Source organism: Pseudomonas rhizophila (assembly GCF_003033885.1).
GTDB lineage: Bacteria > Pseudomonadota > Gammaproteobacteria > Pseudomonadales > Pseudomonadaceae > Aquipseudomonas > Aquipseudomonas rhizophila.
This window is the reverse complement of the sequence record NZ_CP024081.1, coordinates 4,734,768-4,755,641: the sequence shown is the minus strand read 5'-3', so window position 1 is coordinate 4,755,641 and position 20,874 is coordinate 4,734,768. Positions and strand designations below refer to the sequence as shown.

The window sequence follows — 20,874 nt, the reverse complement described above, 5'->3', positions numbered from 1 at the left end:
TTATCCCCGCTGGGTCGCGAAGCGGCCCCAAAAGCCCAATCCCCCATGAATCTGACACACCCAGGTGTCAGTCTCGGGACTGCTTTGCAGTCCAGCGGGGATAAATCCCCTCGCCACAAAAAAGCCGTCTTCATCGCGGCTTAACACGCCGGTTCCAAAAAATTAACAACGTTTAACTCACGCAAATGCCCCCTCTGACCGGACCATTGAGCAATCCACCCACCTCAAGGAGTCACGTCATGAGCACCTTCATCACCCGCGACGGCACCGAGATCTACTACAAGGATTGGGGCAGTGGTCAACCGGTGGTCTTCAGCCACGGCTGGCCGTTGAACTCGGACAGTTGGGAGGCGCAGATGATGTTCCTGGCGTCCAACGGTTACCGCGTGATCGCCCATGACCGCCGCGGGCACGGGCGCTCCAGCCAGCCTTGGGACGGCAACGACATGGACACCTATGCCGATGACCTGGCCGAGCTGATCGAGCGGTTGGACCTCAAGGAAGCGGTGTTGCTGGGCTTCTCCACCGGCGGTGGCGAAGTCGCCCGCTACATGGGTCGTCATGGTGCCGCCCGCGTCGCCAAACTCGGGCTGATTTCGGCGGTGACCCCGTTGATGCTCAAGACCCCGGCCAACCCGGGTGGCTTGCCCGTGCAGGTGTTCGACGGTTTCCGCCAGGCCTCCCTGGCTGACCGATCTCAGCTATACAAAGATGTGGCCAGTTCGTTCTTCGGTGCCAACCGGCCGGGCGCCAAGGTCTCCCAGGGCATGATCGACTGGTTCTGGATGCAGGGCATGCTCGCCGGTCACAAGAACACCTACGACTGCATCAAGGCGTTCTCGGAGACGGATCTGTCCGAAGATCTGCGCAATATCGATGTGCCGACCCTGGTGGTGCATGGCGATGATGATCAGGTGGTCCCCATCGAAACCGCCGGTATCGCCGCCGCCAAGTTGCTCAAGAACTCGCAGCTGCTGATCTACCCCGGCGCGCCGCATGGCCTGACCGATACCCACAAGGACCGCCTGAACGCGGACCTGCTGGCGTTTATCCAGGGTTGACCAAGCCGCAAGCCTGTGGGAGCGAGCCTGCTCGCGAAAGCGGTGGGTCAGCTGGCACTTATGTCGACTGTGTTACCACATTCGCGAGCAGGCTCGCTCCCACAGGACCGGTATTCAACAGGAACAACACCCATGAACCGCAATGATTTACGCCGCCTCGACATGAACCTGCTGGTGATCTTCGAGGCGCTGATGTTCGAGAAGAACCTGACCCGTGTCGCCGAAAAGCTGTTCATGGGCCAGCCGGCGGTAAGCGCTGCACTGGGACGGCTGCGGGATCTGTTTGACGATCCGCTGCTGATCCGCAACGGTCGCGGCATGGAGCCGACGCCGCGGGCCCTGGCGATCCTGCAGGAACTGCAGCCGGCCATGGACACGATCTCGGGCGCGGTCAGCCGGGCCAAGGCTTTCGATCCATCCACCAGTTGCGACGTATTCCGCATCGGTTTGTCCGACGATGCCGAATTCGGCCTGTTTCCACCCTTGCTCAGTCAACTGCGCGAAGAAGCACCCGGCATCATTGTGGTGGTGCGCCGGGCCAATTTTCTGCTGATGTCTTCGCTGCTGGCCAGTGGTGAAATCAGCGTCGGCGTGAGTTACACCACCGACCTGCCGGCCAATGCCAAGCGCAAGAAGTTGCGCGACATTCCCTGCAAGGTCTTGCGCGGCGACCAGCGCCCTGGGCCGCTGACCCTGGACGAATACTGCGCGCGGCCCCATGCCATGGTTTCGTTTTCGGGCGACCTGAGCGGCAATATCGACCTGGACCTGGCCCGCATTGGTCGAACTCGCAAAGTGGTGTTGGCGGTGCCGCAGTTCAGCGGTCTGCGAGCCTTGCTGGCAGGCACCGAACTGATCGCCACCGTGCCTGACTACGCCGCCTGCGCGCTGGTGGAAGGCTGCGCGTTGCGCGCGGAGGATCCGCCGTTCCAGATCAATGCCGCCGAGTTGTCGATGGTTTGGAGCGGTGTGCATGACAACGATCCGGCCGAGCGCTGGCTGCGCTCGCGCATTGCCACCCACATGTCTCAATCGTTACCGGCCGCCGCCTATGCGGATCTGGATGGAGTACAGCGATGAGCAATGTGCACGAACGTTCCCTGCAGGATCTGGGTTTGCTGTTTCTGCGCCTGAGCGGTGGGCTGTTTTTACTGTGGGTCCACGGGCTGCCCAAGCTGTTGCATTACAGCGTTGAGCTGACGCGCATCGAGGATCCGTTTCACCTGGGCGCCGCGCCCACCCTGATGCTGGCGATTTTCGCCGAAGTGCTTTGCCCCCTGTTGATCATGGCCGGGGGCCTCGTGCGTCTGGCGTGCGTGCCCATCCTGTTTCTGCTGGCCGTCGCACTTGTGGTGGTACACCCGCAGTGGACCCTGGAAGAAGGGCAGTTCGGCTGGCTGCTGCTGATTGTATTTACCAGCGTGTTGATTGCCGGGCCTGGGCGCCTGGCGATGAACACGCGTTTTGTTGGAGTGCTACGTCATGTCTGAACCTCAAACCGTTGAATCCACCAGCGGCCCTGCAAAACCCGGCTTCGACGAAATCGTCACCCTGGTGATCAAGCACCGGATCAAGTCCGGCCAGGACGCGGCTTATGAGGCCTGGTTGCGCCGCACCGTGCGGGTGGCTGGTCAGTGGCCTGGGCACTTGGGTGTGGATGTGGTGCGGGGCAAGCTGGGCGGGCTGTCGCTGTTTACCTGCGTGCTGCGTTTCTGCTCCACCGAGGCGATGCAACGCTGGCTGGATTCGCCCCAGCGCCGCGAGCTGGTGGAAGAGGCCGCGCCGCTGCTGGCTGATGGCGACCAGACCGAAGTCGCCCCCCACAAGGAGTTCTGGTTCGCCCCGCTGGCCGATGCCGCCATTCCTCCGCCACGCTGGAAACAGGCGGTGGTGACGCTGTTGGTCATCCTGCCCCACACCTTGCTGGTACCGCTGATCTGGGGGCCTGTGCTGCAACTTCACGCATTTCTTTCCAACTACGTAGTCGCCACATTCCTGATCACCCTGACCATCGTGCTGTCGGTGGTGTACGTGTGCATGCCGCTGGCCACCCGCCTGTTCGCGCCGTGGCTAGAAGCCTCTCAAACCCACGAACACCTGGAGCCCTAAGCAGCGCCGAGCTGTTGTGACAAACACTGTTGTGGCGAGGGGATTTTGTGGCGAGGGGATTTATCCCCGCTGGCTGCGGAGCAGCCCCCTTCTAAATGCCACCACCGATTGATTCACCTGCACATTTATCGCCAAAGGAAGTCTGATGAACGCCGATCTGATTCTATTCAATGGCCAGTTCCATACCGTCGATCGCGAGAAACCCCGCGCCAGTGCGGTCGCCATCAGCCAGGGGCGCTTCGTCGCGGTAGGGACCGACGCCGAGGCCATGGCCCTGCGCGGCAGCGGCACCCAGGTTATCGACCTCAAGGGCCGTACCGTCATCCCCGGGCTCAACGACTCGCACTTGCACCTGATCCGTGGTGGCCTGAACTACAACCTGGAACTGCGCTGGGAAGGCGTGCCGTCCCTGGCCGATGCCTTGCGCATGCTCAAGGACCAGGCCGATCGCACACCGACGCCGCAATGGGTGCGGGTGGTGGGCGGCTGGAACGAATTCCAGTTTGCCGAAAAACGCATGCCGACCCTTGAAGAACTCAACCAGGCAGCCCCGGACACCCCGGTATTCGTCTTGCACCTGTATGACCGTGCCTTGCTCAACCGCGCGGCGCTACGAGTGGCCGGCTACACCCGGGACACGCCAAACCCGCCGGGCGGCGAGATCGTGCGCGACAGCAAGGGCGAACCCACCGGCATGCTGGTGGCGCGGCCCAACGCAATGATCCTTTACTCGACTTTGGCCAAAGGGCCGAAGCTGCCTTTGGAGTACCAGGTCAACTCCACGCGCCAGTTCATGCGTGAACTCAATCGCCTGGGCCTGACCAGCGCCATCGATGCCGGCGGCGGCTTCCAGAATTACCCGGATGATTACGCGGTGATCGAGCAGTTGGCACGCGAGCAGCAGTTGACGGTGCGCATCGCCTACAACCTGTTCACCCAGAAACCCAAGGAAGAACTCACCGACTTCAAGAACTGGACCGGCAGCGTCAAATTGCACCAGGGCGATGACTTCCTGCGGCATAACGGCGCCGGTGAGATGTTGGTGTTTTCGGCAGCGGATTTTGAAGACTTCCTCGAACCGCGTCCGGACCTGCCACCGGGCATGGAGCAAGATCTGGAGCCGGTGGTTCGGCACCTGGTGGAGCAACGCTGGCCGTTCCGCCTGCATGCCACCTATGACGAATCCATCAGCCGCATGCTCGATGTGTTCGAGAAGGTCAACCGCGACATTCCGTTCAACGGCCTGCCGTGGTTCTTCGACCACGCCGAGACCATCACACCGAAGAACATCGAACGCGTGCGAGCGCTGGGCGGCGGTATCGCGATCCAGGACCGCATGGCCTTCCAGGGTGAATATTTCGTCGACCGCTACGGTGCCAAGGCCGCCGAGGCCACGCCACCGATCAAGCGCATGCTGGCCGAAGGCGTGCCGGTGGGGGCTGGTACCGACGCTACTCGGGTGTCGAGCTACAACCCCTGGACCTCGCTGTACTGGATGGTCAGCGGCCGCACCGTCGGTGGCCTCTCGTTGCACGAAGAAGGCCTGCCGCGCCTGACGGCGCTGGAACTGTTCACCCATGGCAGCGCCTGGTTCTCCTCGGAGCAGGGCAAGAAAGGCCAGATCAAGGTTGGCCAACTGGCGGACCTGGCGGCACTGAGCGCGGATTTCTTCAGCGTCGAGGAAGAGGCCATCAAGTGGATCGAGTCGGTGCTGACAGTGGTCGACGGCAAGGTGGTGTACGGCGCCGGCGACTTCGAAAAACTCGGCCCCGCCAGCGTGCCGGTACTCCCGGACTGGTCGCCGGTGGTCAAGGTGCCCGGCCACTGGCGTCCGACTTCACCGTTGCAGGCGCAAGTCCACCAGTGCAGCGGCCCGTGCACGGTGCACGCCCATAGCCATGAACGGGCGCGGCTGTCGAACGTTCCAGTCAGCGATTTTCAGGGCTTCTGGGGCGCGTTTGGCTGCTCCTGCTTTGCCTTCTGACTGACACACCGATTCTCCCCTGTGGGAGCGAGCCTGCTCGCGAAGGCGTCGGCAAATCCGACGTCGCCGCAAGCTGACATACCGTCATCGCGAGAAGGCTCGCTCCCACATTGTTTTTCAATACATCCATCCAAAGGAGTCATCCCATGAGCAACGTTCCTGCTTACGCTTACAATCGCCTGAACAAGGACGACGCAGTCGTTCTGCTGGTCGATCACCAGACGGGTCTGATTTCCCTGGTCCAGGACTTCTCGCCCAACGAGTTCAAGAACAACGTGCTGGCCCTGGCTGACCTGGCGAAATTCTTCGGGCTGCCAACCATCCTGACCACCAGCTTCGAAGACGGCCCTAACGGCCCGATCGTGCCAGAGCTCAAGGAAATGTTCCCGGACGCGCCGTACATCCCGCGCCCAGGCCAGATCAACGCCTGGGACAATGAAGACTTCGTCAAGGCGATCAAGGCCACCGGTCGCAAGCAACTGATCATCGCTGGCGTGGTAACCGACGTCTGCGTGGCATTCCCGACGCTGTCGGCGCTGGCCGAAGGTTTCGAAGTGTTCGTCGTCACCGACGCTTCGGGCACGTTCAACGAAACCGTGCAACAGGCGGCCTGGGTGCGCATGACGGCTGCCGGCGCGCAGATGATGAACTGGTTCTCGGTGGCCTGTGAGCTGCACCGCGACTGGCGCAACGACATCGAAGGCCTGGGCAATCTGCTGTCCCAGCGTATTCCCAACTACCGCAACCTGATGAACAGCTATTCGGCGCTGACCGCCAAGTAAGCTGAGTGGTTGCTGCTGGATGACGCCCGCCTTGTGCGGGCGTTTTTGTGCATGGCATCCACTTTTAGGCAAGCTGATCGGCCGTCATCGCGAGCAGGCTCGCTCCCACATTTATTCAGGGTGACCACAAGATCCTTGTGGGAGCAAAGCTTGCTCGCGATGACGGCTACACCTTCACCCTCTATGCAACCTGTCTCACCCTATCCACAATACCCACCAGAACATCCCGACTGTCCACCCTGGAATGACAATGAATCCCTTCGAAGAAATGCGCATTTTTGCCCAGGTCATGGAGTCGGGCAGTTTCACCGCGGCGGCGGAAAAGCTCGGGCTGTCCAAGCAGTTCGTCAGCCGCAAGCTCATGGAGCTGGAGCAACGACTGGGCGTGCGTTTGCTCAATCGCTCGACACGACGGCTGGATGTGACACCGCTGGGCCAGCGCTATTACGAAGCAGCGCTGCGCCTGCTCAGTGAAGTCGAACAGGTGGAGCAGGGCATCAGCGGCCAGACCAGCGAGCCTCGCGGCACCATTCGTCTTAGCGCACCACTTTCGTTCGCGGTCGCGCACCTGGGCAGCCTGTTACCGCTGTTCTTGCAGCGCCACCAAGAGGTGAGTGTCGAAGTGGATTTGAGTGATCGCTCGGTTGACCTGCTGGGGGAAGGCTACGACATCGCGCTGCGCATTGGCGTGCTGGAGGATTCGACGTTGATCGCCCGGCGTATCGCGACCATCGAGCGAGTGTACTGCGCCAGCCCCGCCTACCTGGCGCAACGCGGCACGCCCGAACGGCCCGAAGACCTACGCAATCACGATTGCCTGCCCTATGGGCATAGCCGTCAGGTGCAATGGCGGTTCGGTGGACGCAGCAAACCGCTGACCCTGGAGGTCGCCGGACGCATGCGTGCCAATAACGGCGATTTACTCAGGGACGCGGCTATCGCGGGCATGGGCATCACGTATCTGCCGACGTTCATTGTCGGAGAGGCATTGAAGGACGGTCGATTGATCAAGGTGCTCGAAGGCTTCGAGACAGAGGCCTTGGCGCTGTCGGCGGTCTATCCGCAACATCGGCAAAGTTCGCGCCCGGTGCAGGCGCTGTTGGAGTTCTTGCGAGAACAGATGCAGTGAGCTGCCCGGCTGCGTTCAGCCGTGGCAAACGGCTGAACGCATCGGCAGCGCCTGATCAAGCGGCCAGGCTGGAGCTGCTCATTTCTTTTTTGTACTGCGCCTTCATGGCTTCCATCTGCTCGCCCAACGACTCCAGCGTCGCTTTGCCCAGCAGCTTTTTGGCTTGAGGGAACATCTCGGTTTCCTCTTCTTCGATATGGTGCTCAAGCAACTCTTTGACCACTTTCACCCGGCCGGCAAATTCTGGGGTGGACGGGTCGGTGTTCTTCAGGTCCGGCAGCACCAGCGAGTCGACGGTGCGGTGCTCTTCCTTGGCCTCGTAGTACATCTCGGCCTGCTCCTTGCCGCCGGCCTGCTTGTAGGCCGGATAGAGAATCTCTTCTTCCAGTCGGGTATGAATGGAGATTTCCATTTCCAGCTTCGCCAACAGGTCGGTGCGTTTCTTGATGCCCCGGCTGGTTGATTCGCTCAGCTGGGCAAGGATGGCCTTGACGCGTTCATGGTCGGCTTTCAACAGGTCGATGGCGTTCATATGTAGCTCCTGGCAATTCACGGATGCGGGCCGGCTTCAAGCGCCAACGCCGCGTTACAGGGAAATTGCATCAGTCGTGCCAGCCAATGATTTATATAAACTCGTTTTAAAACAGCAGGTTATATCGGCCTGTTTTTTGCGGGTCGTGCAGCCTGCATGAGGGCATGGAAAAATGCATTGCACTTTGCGCTGCCCCCTCCGCTAGACGATCAGTTGCCGCACCCGCCCGGCGAGCGCCAAGCAGGAGGTCAGCCCTGGCGATTCGATCCCGAACAGATTGATCAGCCCCGGGACCTGATGCTCGGCGGGGCTGCTGATGAGGAAGTCCCGGGCCGGCTCGTCGGGGCCGGAAATTTTCGGGCGGATGCCGCTATAGCCCGGTTGCAGGCTTTGGTCCGGCAAGCCCGGCCAATAATTGCGAATCGCCGGGTAGAAAACTTCGGCGCGGGCCGGGTCCACGCGGTAGTCCTCGCGCTCGAGCCACTCGGTGTCCGGACCGAATCGGGCCTGGCCCGCCAGGTCCAGGGTCATGTGAATGCCCAAGCCGGCAGCTTCCGGAGCGGGGTAGATCAGATGTCGAAAAGGCGCGCGTCCAGTCAGGCTGAAGTAGTTGCCCTTGCACAGATAATCGCGGGGCACCGAGTGCGGCGCCAAGCCTTCGATACGGCGGGCGAGGGCGGGCGCCTGGAGGCCGGCGGCGTTGATCAGTCGGCGGCAGGACACGCTCATCTGCGCCGTACCACCCAGCTCCAGCATGAAACCTCCGGTGATGGTCCGTGCCCTCAGCAAGGGCGTGTGAAATACGATGTCGGCACCGGCCGCTTCGGCATCCCCCTGCAAGGCCAGCATCAGTGCGTGCGCGTCGACGATACCGGTGGAAGGCGAATACAGCGCGGCCACGCACGCCAGAGCGGGCTCCAGCTCCAGCGCCTGCTGCTGATCGAGCAGACGCAGGTCGTCGACACCGTTCTTCAATCCTCGCTCAAGCAAGGCCTTGAGACCCTCCACCTGAAACTGATCCTTGGCAACGATCAATTTGCCAAGCCTGTGGGTCGCGACCCCATGACTCGCGCAATACGCGTACAACCGCTGGCGACCCTCGACGCATAGTTGCGCCTTGAGGCTTCCCGGAGGGTAATAAATGCCGGCATGGATGACTTCGGAATTGCGCGAGCTGGTGCCCATGCCAATGGCTTCGCCGGCTTCGATCAACAGGACGTCGTGACCGGCCTGGGCCAGTTCCCGAGCCACGGCGAGCCCGACCACGCCAGCGCCCACCACCACGCAATCGATGTCCATGCCCAAAGCCTTTCCCTCTTGGAGTCGTATGTTCAAGCGCCTCAGGATAGCCCGAGGTAGGCGACTTCTACAGCCCAAAAAAATCTATGGTCACCCCCATTTTTGCAATACTGATTAATGGGTGAAGTGGTTGGCTTGCTTAAATCTATCCGGCGTCGATCCAGGGCATGCCCCGCGCCACGATGAGAGTCGCGCCTGACGATCCTGAAAAATGCCGCGGCTTCTGAAGCCGATTTTTATGTCAGGTTCTTCGTCAGGCCGGTGGGCCGTTCACGTCATCCGTTGTTCAGCTATCGCAAAACCTGAAGGGTGATTCGTGGTACTGCAACAACCGCAGGGTCAGGCGTTCAGCGCGTCTGGCCCTGCTTCACCCGTCCGGGCGGGCGACCACCAGGGTCGCGCCGGTGATCAGCGGCCAGAAGAACTCCCACACCGACACGTCGAAGCTGTACGGGGTCTTTTGCAGAACACGGTCGTTCGGGCCAATCGGGAAGGCGTCCTGCATCCAGTGCAGGCGGTTCATCAAGGCGCCGTGTTCGTTCATCACGCCTTTGGGTTGGCCGGTGGAACCGGAGGTGTAGAGCACGTAGGCCAGGTCGTGAGCTTCAACGCTGATCGGCTCGAACGCTGGGGCCTGGGGCAGAGTGTCGAGGGTCCAGGCCTGATGCCCGGCGGGCAGGCGCGCCAGCCACTGCGCCTGGGTCAAGGTGACCTTGGCATCGGCGTCTTCGATCAGGAACGCCAGGCGCGCGGCCGGCAATTCCGGGTCCAGCGGCAACCACGCGGCGCCGGCATGGACGATGCCGAGCAAGGCCACGACCATCTCCACCGAACGCTCCATGCACAGCGGCACGATGCTGTCGGTGCCTACACCGGCGGCGCGCAGGGCCCGGGCAACGGTTTGCGCCCGTTGATCCAGTTCGGCATAGCTCAGGCGCTGGCCTTCGAACACCAGCGCTGGGGCGTTGGGGCTCAGAGCTGCCTGTTGACTGAGCGCGGTGTGCAGGTTGGTCGGGCCGCTGTAGTGACGTTCGGTGGCGTTCCAGCGATCCAGTTGCTGCTGATCCTGCTGTTGCGGGAACAGTTCGACCAGCGTGCGCCCAGGGGTTGCCACCAAGGCATCAAGCAGCGCACACCACTGCGCGCTCCAGCGTTGCATCGTCGTTTCGTCGAACAAGGCCGATTGGTATTCCAGCGCCAGCGTCATGTCGCTGCCATCGTCCTGGACTTCCCAGCTCTGTTCGAACTTGGCGTCGATCACCGGCAGCATCTGCTCTTCGACGTTCAGCCCCGGCCATTGGCTGCTGTCCACCCGGCCATAGTTGAGGGAGAACAGCACCTGGAACAGCGGTGTACGGTTCAGGTCGCGGTTTTGCGCGACAGCACCGACCAGGGTGGCGAAGGGCAGGTCGGCATGGGCCTGGGCTGCGCGCAGGTCGGCCTCAAGGCTGGTGAGCAATTGCTCGGCCGGAGCCCGTTGGTCGACGTCGCTGCGGATCACCAGGGTGTTGACCAGACAGGCCAGCAGTGTCTGGGCTTGCGGTTGATCACGCTGGTCCGCCGGGGTGCCGAAGCGAATCTCCCGTTGACCGCTGTAACGCGCCAGCAGCGCGTTCAAGGCCGTGGCGAGCACCACATAGGTGGTGGTGCCGCGCTGACGGGCGAACTGACGGATGGCTTCGGCGCGCTGGGTGCCGAGACGGAGGGTCAGTTGCCGAGCGCGACGATCTGCTTCGGCGCCACGCGGATGGTCGATGGGCAGGTCGAGTTGGTAGTCTTCCTGGCCCAGGTGGTTTTTCCAGTAGTCCAGGCTGTCACTGCGTCGGGCCTGGGTGTCCGGGTGCTGTTGCCACAGGGCGAAATCGACGTAGTCGATCTCCAGCGGCGTCCAGGCCGGCGACTGCCCGTTGAGGCCGGCGGCGTAGGCCTGGGTCAGTTCGTCGATGAGCAACTGCATGGCCCAACCGTCGGTGGCACTGTGGTGCAGGCACACCAGCAGCAGGTTTTCGTCGCTGCCCTGACGTTGCAGCAGATGCGCGCGCCAAGGTGCGGCGGCGGCCAGGTCGAACGCTGTCATCAGTTCGTCCTGGGCGTTGGCGCAGGCCGAGGCCCAGTCCTGGGTCGCGACTTCAGTGACCGCGAGCGCCGGTCCGTGGTCGTCGATCAGCAATTGCGGCTCGCCGTCGACTTCGACAATCCGGCTGCGCAGCACCAGATGGCGCTGGCTGAGCTGCTCAAAGGCCTCGCGCAAGACCTGGACCTGCAGCTCACCGCGCAAGGTCAGGGCAAACGGCATGTGGTACTCGCGGGATTCCGGCACCAGGCGACTGAGCATCCAGAATCGGCGCTGGGCCAGACCCAGGGGCAATTGCGCCGGGCGCGGTTGTGCGCTGATCGACTCACCGGGCATGGCCGCGCGCAGATGCTCGGCCAGGGCCGCGACCGTCGGTTGGGCGAACACCAGCGGCAAGGGCAGGGAAACCCCAAGGCGCTCACGGACCCGACTGACCAGGCGGGTGGCCAGCAAGGAGTGGCCGCCGAGTTGGAAGAAGTGATCTTCGATGCCGACTGGCGAACAACCCAGCACTTCGCCGAACAGTTCGCAGAGTACGCTTTCAGTGGCGTTGCGCGGTGCTGTGCGCGGCTGGTCGCTTTGGCTCTGTGGCAGCGGCGTGGCGGCCAATGCCTTGCGGTCGAGCTTGCCGTTGCTGTTGAGCGGCAGGCTGTCGAGCTGCACGAACAGGCTGGGCTGCATGTGCGCGGGCAGGCTGTCGCTCAACTCGGCACGCAGGGTCGCCTCATCGGCGTCTCCGCACCAGAAACTCACCAGGCGCTGGTCGAGCAACAAGGTAGCGGCATCGCGAACACCGGCCTGCGCGAGCAGTGCGGCGTCGATTTCCCCCAGCTCGATGCGCTGGCCGCGCAACTTCACCTGATGGTCGAGACGCCCCAGGTACTCGATGTTGCCATCGGCCAGGAAGCGGCAACGGTCGCCCGTGCGGTACAGGCGGTCACCGGCCACGAATGGACTGGCGAGGAAGCGTTCCTCGGTCAGGTCCGGACGTTTCAAGTAACCACGGGCCACGCCGACGCCACCGATGTACAGCTCGCCGATGCTGCCAATCGGCAACGGTTGCATGGCCTCGTCGAGGATGTACAAGCGCAGGTTGGCGATGGGCTTGCCGATCGGCACGATCACGTCGTTGGCCGAGCAACGCCAGACCGAGACGTCGATGGCCGCTTCGGTCGGGCCGTACAGGTTGATCAGGGCCGCTGGGTGCTGGCCCATGAAACGCCGCACCAGATCCACCGGCAGGGCTTCACCGCTGGCGAACACCTGGCGCAGGCTATGGCAGTTGATCAGGCTCGGTTCTTCGACAAAGGCACGGAGCATCGACGGTACGAAGTGCAAGGTCGTGACCCGCTCCTGCTGGATCAACTGACTGAGATAGGCCGGGTCGCGATGCCCGTCCGGGCGGGCGACCACCAGGGTCGCGCCGGTGATCAGCGGCCAGAAGAACTCCCACACCGACACGTCGAAGCTGTACGGGGTCTTTTGCAGAACACGGTCGTTCGGGCCAATCGGGAAGGCGTCCTGCATCCAGTGCAGGCGGTTCATCAAGGCGCCGTGTTCGTTCATCACGCCTTTGGGTTGGCCGGTGGAACCGGAGGTGTAGAGCACGTAGGCCAGGTCATGAGCTTCGACGTTGATCGGCTCGAACGCTGGGGCCTGGGGCAGGGCGTCGAGGGTCCAGGCCTGATGCCCGGCGGGCAGGCGCGCCAGCCACTGCGCCTGGGTCAAGGTGACCTTGGCATCGGCGTCTTCGATCAGGAACGCCAGGCGTGCAGCCGGCAATTCCGGGTCCAGCGGCAACCACGCGGCGCCGGCATGGACGATGCCGAGCAAGGCCACAACCATTTCCACCGAACGCTCCATGCACAGCGGCACGATGCTGTCGCTGCCCACGCCGGCCGCACGCAGGGCCCGGGCAACGGTTTGCGCCCGTTGATCCAGCTCGGCATAGCTCAGGCGCTGGCCTTCGAACACCAATGCCGGGGCGTTAGGGCTCAGGGCGGCTTGTTGACTGAGCGCGGTGTGCAGGTCGGTCGGGCCGCTGTAGTTGCGCTCGGTGGCGTTCCATTCGACCAGTTGACGCTGACGTTCTGCCGCTGGCAACGGTGACCAGTCGCCGAGACGGGTCTGTGGTGCTTCGAGCATGGTTTCCAGCAGTTGTTGCCATTGTTCCAGCCAACGCCGGGCCGTGGTTTCGCTGAACAGCGCGGCGCGGTACTCCAGCAACACAGACAGCACCTCGCCGTCGTGCACTTCCCAGTTCAGGTCGTACTTGGTGGCCTGGGCGGTCACCGCCCGTTCGCTGACCTGCAACTGCGGCCATGGCTGGCTCGACGAATCGGCGTTCTGCATGGCGAACAGCACTTGGAAGAGCGGCGTCTGGCCGAGGCTGCGCGAAGGTTTCAGGTGTTCCACGACCTGGTCGAACGGCACGTCCTGATGCTGCTGGGCATCCAGCACACGGTTGCGCACCTGGCCCAGCAAACCTTCGAAATCCAGCGTCGGATCCAGATCGGCGCGCATGACCACGGTGTTGACGAAGCAGCCGATCAGCGGTTGCAGCTCGGCGAATGGACGCTGGGCCACCGGGCTGCCGACCCGTACGTCGCGCTGGTTGGCGTAGCGCCCCAAGAGCAACTGCGCCGCACCGAGCATGAGCATGTACAGCGTGGCGCCGCGTTGCTGGGCGAACTGCCGCAGGCGTGCCACCAGGGCAGACGGCAATTGCAGTTGCACTGCGCCGGCCGCTGGGGCGAGCTGGTTCGGACGGCCCTGTTCGGTCGGCAGGTCCAGCAGGTAGTCGCCGTCCTCCAGTTGGTTGCGCCAGTATTCCAGTTGGCTGCTGAACGCGGTCTGTTGACTGGGCTCGCGTTGCCAGAGGGCATAATCGGGGTATTGCAGCGCCAGCGCCGGGAGTGCCGCCGGAGTGCCCTGGCACTGGGCGGTGTAGAACTGTCGCAGTTCATCCAGCAGGTTCTGGCTGGAGGCGTCATCGGTGGCGCAGTGGTGCAGGCTGAGCAACAGCAGCGACTGGGCGCCGCCGCTGCGTTGCAGCAGTGTGGCACGCACGGGCACTTCGGCGGCGAGGTCGAAACGGCGGCCAGTTTGCGCGTGGATCGCCGCGTCGGTCAGTTGTTGCCACTGCTCGTCGCTGGCGGCCTGCAGTGGCGTGACTTGCAGGGTGATAGCGACTTGCGGTTCGACGATCAGCGCCAACTCACCGTCGCTATCGCGCACGATGCGGCTGCGCAGAATCTCGTGGCGCTGGACCACGCCGTCCAGGGCCGTTTGCAGGGCCTGGACATTGAGTTCGCCGTCCAGTTGCACGGCGCTGACCACGTTGTATTCACCACCGCCGGCGCTCAATTGTTCGAGGAACCACAAGCGTTGCTGTTCGAACGACAGCGGCAGGCGCGCCGGACGTGCCGGTGCAGCGAAGGTCGCCGCCGGGGCTTGCAGGGGATCGCCCAGCAGCGCGGCCAAGGCTTCCAGGGTCGGGTGTTCGAACACCGAGCGCAACGGTGGCACGCTGGCGAACTGTTGACGCAGGCGGGCAAACAGCGCCGCCGCCAGCAGCGAGTGGCCGCCGAGGTAGAAGAAGTGGCTGTCACGGCCGATCTGCGACGACGGCACGTTCAGCAACTCGGCCCACAGGGCGGCCAGTTGCTGTTCGGCGGCGCTGCGCGGTGGCTGCAGAGCGTCTGGCGCGGCATGGATGTCCGGGGTCGGCAAAGCCTTGCGGTTGAGTTTGCCGTTGTCGGTCAGCGGCAACTCATCGAGCAGTACGAATGCCGAGGGCACCATGTAGTCGGGCAGGGCGGCGCCAATGGATTTGCGCCAGGCGTGAATATCGGCCTGCTGATCGCAGGTCACGTAGGCCACCAGGCGCTTGTCGCCGGGCACGTCTTCACGGGCCAATACCACCGCCTGGCGCACGCCCGGTTGGGCGCCGATCAGGGTTTCAATTTCTCCCAGTTCGACGCGCAAGCCACGAATCTTCACTTGATGATCCATGCGTCCCAGGTATTCGAGTTGGCCGTCGGGCAGCCAGCGCACCAGATCGCCGGACTTGTACATCCGAGCGCCGGGCTGCGACGAGAACGGGTCTTCGATGAACACCTTCGCCGTCTGCTCGGCACGGTTGAGATAGCCCAGGGTCACGCCCGCACCGCCAATGTGCAGTTCCCCCGGGACGCCCACCGGCATCGGGTTGAGGAAAGCATCGAGCACGTAAGTGCGCACGTTGGCGATCGGCCGGCCAATGATCGGCCGCAGCGGAAAGTCATCCACCGCGCAACCGGTTGCATCGACCGTGCATTCGGTCGGGCCGTAGGTGTTGAAGAAGCGGCTGCCGGCAATTGACGGCAAGCGTTGCCATAGCTGCGCATCCACCGCATCGCCACCGAACAGCACGAAGCGCGGCAGGTACACCTCGCCACGACGAACGCCGTCACTTTCAAGCAAGGCCTTGAGCTGTGCCGGGGTGCACTCGAAGGCTTCCAGACGGGTGTCGCGGAAGAACCCGGCCAGGGCCTCGGGGTCGTAGCGCACGTCTTCCGGGGTCAGGTACAGGCTGTGGCCGTCGAGCAGCAGGATCAGCTCGGCCACCGAGCTGTCGAAGGCGAACGAGTAGTTGAAGCTGGTGCGCATCGGCTGGTCGGTGTAGCGGCGATACAAGCCATGGATGCGCGCCCAGGCCAGGTTGACCACCGAGCCATTGGTCACCAGGGTGCCCTTGGGCTTACCGGTCGAGCCGGAGGTGTACATGATGTAGGCCAGGTCTTGCGGGCCGGCGAGCGGGGCAGGGTTGCTGTCCGGCTGGTTGGCGAACAGCGCTGCGTCGCTGTCCAGGCGCAAGCGTGGCAGTTCGGCGCCCAGCTGTTCCAGCAGGCCCTGCTGGCCGAGGAACAGTGCCGGCTGCGCGTCTTCAAGCATGTACGCCAGGCGATCCACCGGGTAGGTCGGGTCCAGCGGTACATAAGCGCCGCCGGACTTGAGAATGCCCAGCAGGCCGACCAGCAGTTCCAGCGAACGCTCGACACACAGCGCCACCGGGCGGTTGGCACCGACACCACAGTTGCGCAGGTAATGCGCTACCTGGTTGGCGCGCCGGTTCAGTTCGCCGTAGCTCAGGCTGCGGCCTTCGAAACACAGGGCGTCGCGTTCCGGGGTGCGCTCGGCCTGTTGTTCAAACAACTGGGCAAAGGTCAGGTGCGTCGGCACCGCCATCTCGGTGCGGTTCCACTCGACCACGGTGCGTTGCCACTCCGCGTCCATTAGCAGCGGCAAGGCGGCGACCGGGCGCTGTGGCTCGGCGAGCATGTGTTCGAGCAGATGCTCCAGGCGCGCGAGAGTCTGGCGGGCGCTGTCGGCGACGAACAGGTCGAGGGCGAACATCAGCTCCAGCTGGATCGGCGCATTGGCCGGGCACAGCACGTGCAAGTCCAAGTCGCATTCGGAGTGCCGCAGCGGCGTGTCCAGGGCTTCGAATTCCAGCCCGGGGAAGCGCAACCGCGACTCCATGGCCAGTTGCTGGGCGACCATCACCTGGTACAGCGGTGCATGGCTGAGGCTGCGTGGCAGTTGCAGGCTGTCGACCAATTGTTCGAACGGCAGGTCCTGATGCAGCAAGCCACTGCGCAGACGCTCGGCCACTTGTTTGACCAGGGCGGTGAAGTCGGCTTGCGGCTCGAAGTCGGCGCGGATCGCCAGGTTGTTCAGCAAGATGCCCAGCAGGCCTTCGGTGCCCGGTTGTTCCCGGTGGGTGACCGGGGTGCCGACCAGTACCGTGGCGTCGCCGCTCAAACGGTGCATCAGCACGGCAAAACCTGCGAACAGGACGGTGAACGGCGTGGTGCCGAGGCGACTGGCAAAGGCTTGCACTCGACCACTGAGGTCGGCGCTGAGTTCACGCTGCACGATCCCGGCGCGGTAGCTTTGCACCGATGGCCGTGGATGATCGGTGGGCAAGGCCAGCAGCGGGCTGGCGTCGCTGTCGCGACGGTCCAGGGTGGTGGTCCAGTAATCGAGTTGGCGCTTGAGTTCCGCGCCTTGCAGATGTTCGCGCTGCCAGAGGGCGAAGTCAGCGTATTGCAGTGGCAGGGCCGGCAGTTCGGCGGCGGCGCCCTTGCAACGGGCTTCATAACCCAGGGCCAGCTCGCGCAGGGCGATGGTGGCCGACCAGGCGTCCGAGACCAGGTGATGCAGGGCGATGCCGAGCACATGCTCGTCCGGCGCCAGGCGCAGCAAGCGCGCCCGCAGCAACGGAGGGCAGGTCAGGTCGAACGGTTGCTCGAAGGTGTCTTGCAAGGCATTGAACTGCGCGCCGGCGCGCGCGGTAGCGGTCAGGCTCGACAAGTCTTCGAAGGGCAGCGAGATGTCCAGCGCTGGGCTGATGCGCTGGCAGGGCACGCCGTTGTTATTGTGGATGCCGGTGCGCAGGATTTCGTGGCGCACCAGCAGGTCGTTCAGGCTGGCGTGCAGCGCCTCGATGTCGAGTTCGCCCTTGAGGTGCAGGGCGAACGGGATGTTGAACAGGGTGGTGCCCGGCGTCAGTTGCTCGATGAACCACAGGCGCTGTTGCGAGAACGACAGCGGCAGCAGCGTCGGGCGTGGCCGGGCCTGGTGCATGTTGAGCGTGCTGCTCTGCGGTGCGGCGGCCTCGGCCTGGCGGGCGCCGATGGCTTCGGCCAGCAAGGCCACGGTCGGCTGTTCGAACAACACCCGCAACGGCAGGTCGAGCTTGAATTGGGTGCGCAGGCGGGCAACGATCTGGGTCGCCAGCAGCGAATGCCCGCCGAGGGTGAAGAAGTTGTCTTCCACGCCCACTGTGTCGCGTCCCAGGACCTCGGCCCAGACAGACGCCACGCTGGTTTCCAGCGCGTTGCGCGGGGCGATGCTGTGCTGGGTGTCGGCCTGCCAGTCCAGCTCACGGGCGGCGAGGGCCTTGCGATCGACCTTGCCGTTGTTGTTCAGAGGCAGCTTGTCCAGGCAGACGAAGGCCGCCGGCACCATGTACGGCGGCAGTTGCGCGCGCAGGTGCTCGCTCAGGTCGTCGCTGCCCAAGGACTCGTCATGGGCCGCCCAGTACGCCACCAGCCAGGCTTCGCCGGCGGTGTTTTCCCGCAGCAGGACCGCGGCTTCCCGCACGTTCGGGTGCTGCGCGAGACGGTGTTCGATTTCCGTCAGCTCGATCCGGTGCCCGCGCAGTTTGACCTGCTGGTCGCGGCGGCCGAGGTATTCGATCACCCCGTCTGCACGCCAGCGCCCCAGGTCACCGGTGCGGTACAGGCGACCTTCGAGTTGAGGATGGTCGATAAAGGCGTCAGCGGTGCGTTGCGGGTCGTGCAGATAGCCGCGGCCGACGCCGACGCCCCCGACACAAATTTCCCCGGCCACGCCGACCGGCACCGGGCGCAGGGCTTCGTCCAGCACATACAGGCGGTTGTTGGCGGTCGGCTGGCCGATGGGCATGTGGCTGACTTCGGCCCCCGGTGCTTCGAAAATCGGCTGGAAGGCCACGTCGTCGGCGCATTCAGCCGGCCCGTAGGCGTTCATCAAGGCAATGTCGGGGAACCGGGCGAACCAGTCGCGGGCCACGGTCGGCGGCAGGGCTTCACCGGTGGGCAGTACCCAGCGCAGGTCCGGCAGTTGCAAATCGCACGGGCACAGCGCGAGCAAGGTGCGCATCAGGCTCGGGACGATTTCCAGCACGTTCAGGCGCTCGCTGGCGAGCACTTGCAGCAGGCGTTGCGGGTCGTGGGCGACCTCATCCGGGAGAATGTGCACGGTGGCACCGAGCACCGGCGCGGCGAGGAACTGCCACACCGAAATGTCGAACGCCACCGAGGCGGTCTGGGGAATCCGGTCGGCGGCGCTGAGGCCCAGGGCCGGTACTTTGCCGAAGATGTTGTTGAGCATGCCGCGCTGTTCGATCATCACACCCTTCGGAGTGCCGGTCGAACCGGAGGTGAACAGCACGTAGGCCAGGCTGTCCGGACCGGCGAGCACCGGCAGAGGCGCGTCGTTGCCCGACGTCCAGCAGGCCTCGGCGAACAGCGCCTCAGGCCCCCGGTCGAGGCCGCTGAGCAGTTGATCGAGCAGGCCGCTGCAGGCTTCGCTCGCCACCAGCAGAGGCGCGCGGGATAGCCCGAGGATTTCCCGCAGGCGCTCGGGCGGGTGATTGACCTCAAGGGGCAGCATCGCTGCGCCCGCCTTGAACACGGCCAGCATCATGGTCAACAGCGCCAGGCCACGAGGGGCCACCAGCGCGACCAGTTGATCTGCACCGGCGCCGGCCTCGCGCAGGGCATGAGCCAGGCGCGTGGAACGCAGGTCCAGCTCGGCGTAGGTCAGTGACTCACCGGCGCAGATCGCGGCGACCTGATCACCGCGCTGGGCGACCTGGGCGGCAAACAGCTCGGCGTAGCTTTGATCCAGCGGGAAATCGTGGCGGTTGAGTGCCCACTCGCCCAGCAACTGTTGGCGCTCCTCGGCGGCCAGCAGTTCGAAGCTGGCCAACGGCGCGTCGGGGGCGGCGAGCATGCTGCGCACCAGGTTGGCGATGTGGCCCAGCAGGCGCTGCACGGTGGCAGCCTCGAAACGTTCGCGGTCATAGGACACGCGGATGCCCAGCTGTTCCCCCGGCAGGATCACCACGGTCAAGCCGTAGTGGGTGTGCACGCTGTGGTCCATGCCTTCGAGGCTGAACTGGAAGCCGCCTTCGAGGATCTGTTCGTCGATGGGCGCGTTTTCGAATACCAGGATGCTGTCGAACAGGGTCTCGCCCCGGGGGAAATCGCTCCAGCCCTGGATGTCGGTCAACGGCGTGTGCTCGAAGTCACGCATGTCGACGTTGAGCTTTTGCAGGTCGCCCAGCCAATTGCCGAGCGTGGCATTCGGGTCCACCGACACCCGCAGTGGCAGGGTGTTGATGAACAGGCCGATCATTTGCGCGACGCCGGTCAGGTCGGCCGGACGCCCGGCCACGGTGACGCCGAAGACCACGTCCTGTTGCCCGCTGTAGCGCGCCAGCAGCAGTGACCAGACGCCCTGGAAAAACGTGTTCGGGGTGATCCGCCGATTGCGGCAGAACGCCGCCAGCGCCTGGGTTTCCTGCTCGTTCAGGTGAATCAGTTGGTCGTCCACCAGCACCGCATCGGTGTAGCGGTCGCGGGTCACGCCGTTGTCCACGGTCAGTGGTGTGGGCGCGTTTAGCCCTTGCAACTGGCCGCGCCAGAATTGCTCGGCCTTGCCCGCATCCTGGCGTTGCAGCCACTGGATGTAATCGCGAAACGGCCGAGGGCTTTTCAGCTCTGGCGTGCGGTCGTTGCACAGTGCTTCGTAGACTTTGAGGAAGTCCACGGTCACCAGGGAAATGCACCAGGCGTCCATCAGGATGTGGTGGAAGCTGCGAATGAATTCGTAGGACTCGTCAGCCAGGCGCACCAGTCGAAAGCGAATCAGCGGTGGCTTGGACAGGTTGAAGCCGACTTTCTGCTCGTCTTCCAGCAGGGTGCGGATCCGTGCCTCCTGCTCATGGGGGGCGAGCCCGCGCAAATCGAGGGTGTCCAGCGGTACCTTGACCTGACGATGGATCACCTGCACCGGTTGCTTCTGGCTTTTCCACTGGAAGCTGGCGCGCAGGGAAGGGTGCAGCGCTACCACCTGGCGCCACGATTCGAGGAACGCGCCTTCATCGATGGCCCCGCCGATGCGGTAGCGATCCTGCATCAGGTAGACACCGGAGTCTTCGTGCAGCAGGGAGTGGAACAGCATCCCTTGTTGCAGCGGCGACAGCGGGTAAATGTCTTCGATCGGGTTGCCGGTGGTTTTTTCGCTGGTCATTGAAAGGGTCCTGCGTAAATAGGGGCGACGGTGGTGGCGTGGTGACGAGAAGAACCGC

At 63.9% G+C, this 20,874-nt stretch carries 10 protein-coding genes; 7 read left to right on the top strand and 3 right to left on the bottom strand.

The genetic code is table 11. The features are described 5' to 3' along the window. Positions 1 to 239 precede the first annotated feature (239 nt). The 7 genes from CRX69_RS22030 (at position 240) to CRX69_RS22000 (ending at position 7,065) form a co-directional block, all read left to right on the top strand. Complete coding sequence (locus CRX69_RS22030; RefSeq protein ID WP_047229364.1) at positions 240 to 1,061, top strand: alpha/beta fold hydrolase; 822 nt, start codon at positions 240 to 242, stop codon at positions 1,059 to 1,061. Positions 1,062 to 1,193: 132 nt separating this feature from the next. Continuing rightward, positions 1,194 to 2,141, top strand: coding sequence for a LysR family transcriptional regulator (locus tag CRX69_RS22025; protein ID WP_047229365.1), 948 nt, complete (start codon positions 1,194 to 1,196; stop codon positions 2,139 to 2,141). Then, complete coding sequence (locus tag CRX69_RS22020; RefSeq protein ID WP_047229366.1) at positions 2,138 to 2,551, top strand: DoxX family protein; 414 nt, start codon at positions 2,138 to 2,140, stop codon at positions 2,549 to 2,551. The genes CRX69_RS22025 and CRX69_RS22020 overlap by 4 nt, the downstream gene beginning before the upstream one ends. Beyond that, on the top strand, positions 2,544 to 3,170 hold the full coding sequence (locus tag CRX69_RS22015) for an antibiotic biosynthesis monooxygenase (RefSeq protein ID WP_047229367.1): 627 nt from the start codon (positions 2,544 to 2,546) through the stop codon (positions 3,168 to 3,170). Before CRX69_RS22020 ends, CRX69_RS22015 begins: the two co-directional genes overlap by 8 nt. 145 nt (positions 3,171 to 3,315) lie before the next feature. After that, positions 3,316 to 5,154, top strand: coding sequence for an amidohydrolase (locus CRX69_RS22010; protein ID WP_047229368.1), 1,839 nt, complete (start codon positions 3,316 to 3,318; stop codon positions 5,152 to 5,154). 146 nt (positions 5,155 to 5,300) lie between these two features. Next, positions 5,301 to 5,936, top strand: coding sequence for an isochorismate family cysteine hydrolase YcaC (ycaC, locus tag CRX69_RS22005; protein ID WP_076385491.1), 636 nt, complete (start codon positions 5,301 to 5,303; stop codon positions 5,934 to 5,936). 250 nt (positions 5,937 to 6,186) lie between these two features. Next, positions 6,187 to 7,065: a LysR family transcriptional regulator gene (locus tag CRX69_RS22000; protein WP_047227745.1), complete on the top strand. Its 879-nt coding sequence runs from the start codon at positions 6,187 to 6,189 to the stop codon at positions 7,063 to 7,065. A gap of 55 nt (positions 7,066 to 7,120) precedes the next feature. Here CRX69_RS22000 and CRX69_RS21995 read toward each other — a convergent pair whose 3' ends face one another. The 3 genes from CRX69_RS21995 to CRX69_RS21985 all read right to left on the bottom strand — a co-directional run bounded on the left by CRX69_RS21995 (position 7,121) and on the right by CRX69_RS21985 (position 20,816). Continuing rightward, complete coding sequence (locus CRX69_RS21995; RefSeq protein WP_047227744.1) at positions 7,121 to 7,597, bottom strand: hemerythrin domain-containing protein; 477 nt, start codon at positions 7,595 to 7,597, stop codon at positions 7,121 to 7,123. Positions 7,598 to 7,798: 201 nt separating this feature from the next. Then, complete coding sequence (locus CRX69_RS21990; protein ID WP_047227743.1) at positions 7,799 to 8,902, bottom strand: NAD(P)/FAD-dependent oxidoreductase; 1,104 nt, start codon at positions 8,900 to 8,902, stop codon at positions 7,799 to 7,801. Positions 8,903 to 9,263: 361 nt separating this feature from the next. Then, positions 9,264 to 20,816, bottom strand: coding sequence for a non-ribosomal peptide synthetase (locus tag CRX69_RS21985; RefSeq protein ID WP_240539569.1), 11,553 nt, complete (start codon positions 20,814 to 20,816; stop codon positions 9,264 to 9,266). Positions 20,817 to 20,874: the final 58 nt, after the last annotated feature.

Excerpts from the sequence above, each read along its gene's own strand:
- CRX69_RS22000 (WP_047227745.1), top strand. The coding sequence starts at position 6,187 with ATGAATCCCTTCGAAGAAATGCGCATTTTTGCCCAGGTCATGGAGTCG.
- CRX69_RS22020 (WP_047229366.1), top strand. The coding sequence starts at position 2,138 with ATGAGCAATGTGCACGAACGTTCCCTGCAGGATCTGGGTTTGCTGTTT.
- CRX69_RS22025 (WP_047229365.1), top strand. The coding sequence starts at position 1,194 with ATGAACCGCAATGATTTACGCCGCCTCGACATGAACCTGCTGGTGATC.
- CRX69_RS21985 (WP_240539569.1), bottom strand. The coding sequence starts at position 20,816 with ATGACCAGCGAAAAAACCACCGGCAACCCGATCGAAGACATTTACCCG.
- CRX69_RS22010 (WP_047229368.1), top strand. The coding sequence starts at position 3,316 with ATGAACGCCGATCTGATTCTATTCAATGGCCAGTTCCATACCGTCGAT.
- CRX69_RS21995 (WP_047227744.1), bottom strand. The coding sequence starts at position 7,597 with ATGAACGCCATCGACCTGTTGAAAGCCGACCATGAACGCGTCAAGGCC.
- ycaC (WP_076385491.1), top strand. The coding sequence starts at position 5,301 with ATGAGCAACGTTCCTGCTTACGCTTACAATCGCCTGAACAAGGACGAC.
- CRX69_RS22015 (WP_047229367.1), top strand. The coding sequence starts at position 2,544 with ATGTCTGAACCTCAAACCGTTGAATCCACCAGCGGCCCTGCAAAACCC.
- CRX69_RS22030 (WP_047229364.1), top strand. The coding sequence starts at position 240 with ATGAGCACCTTCATCACCCGCGACGGCACCGAGATCTACTACAAGGAT.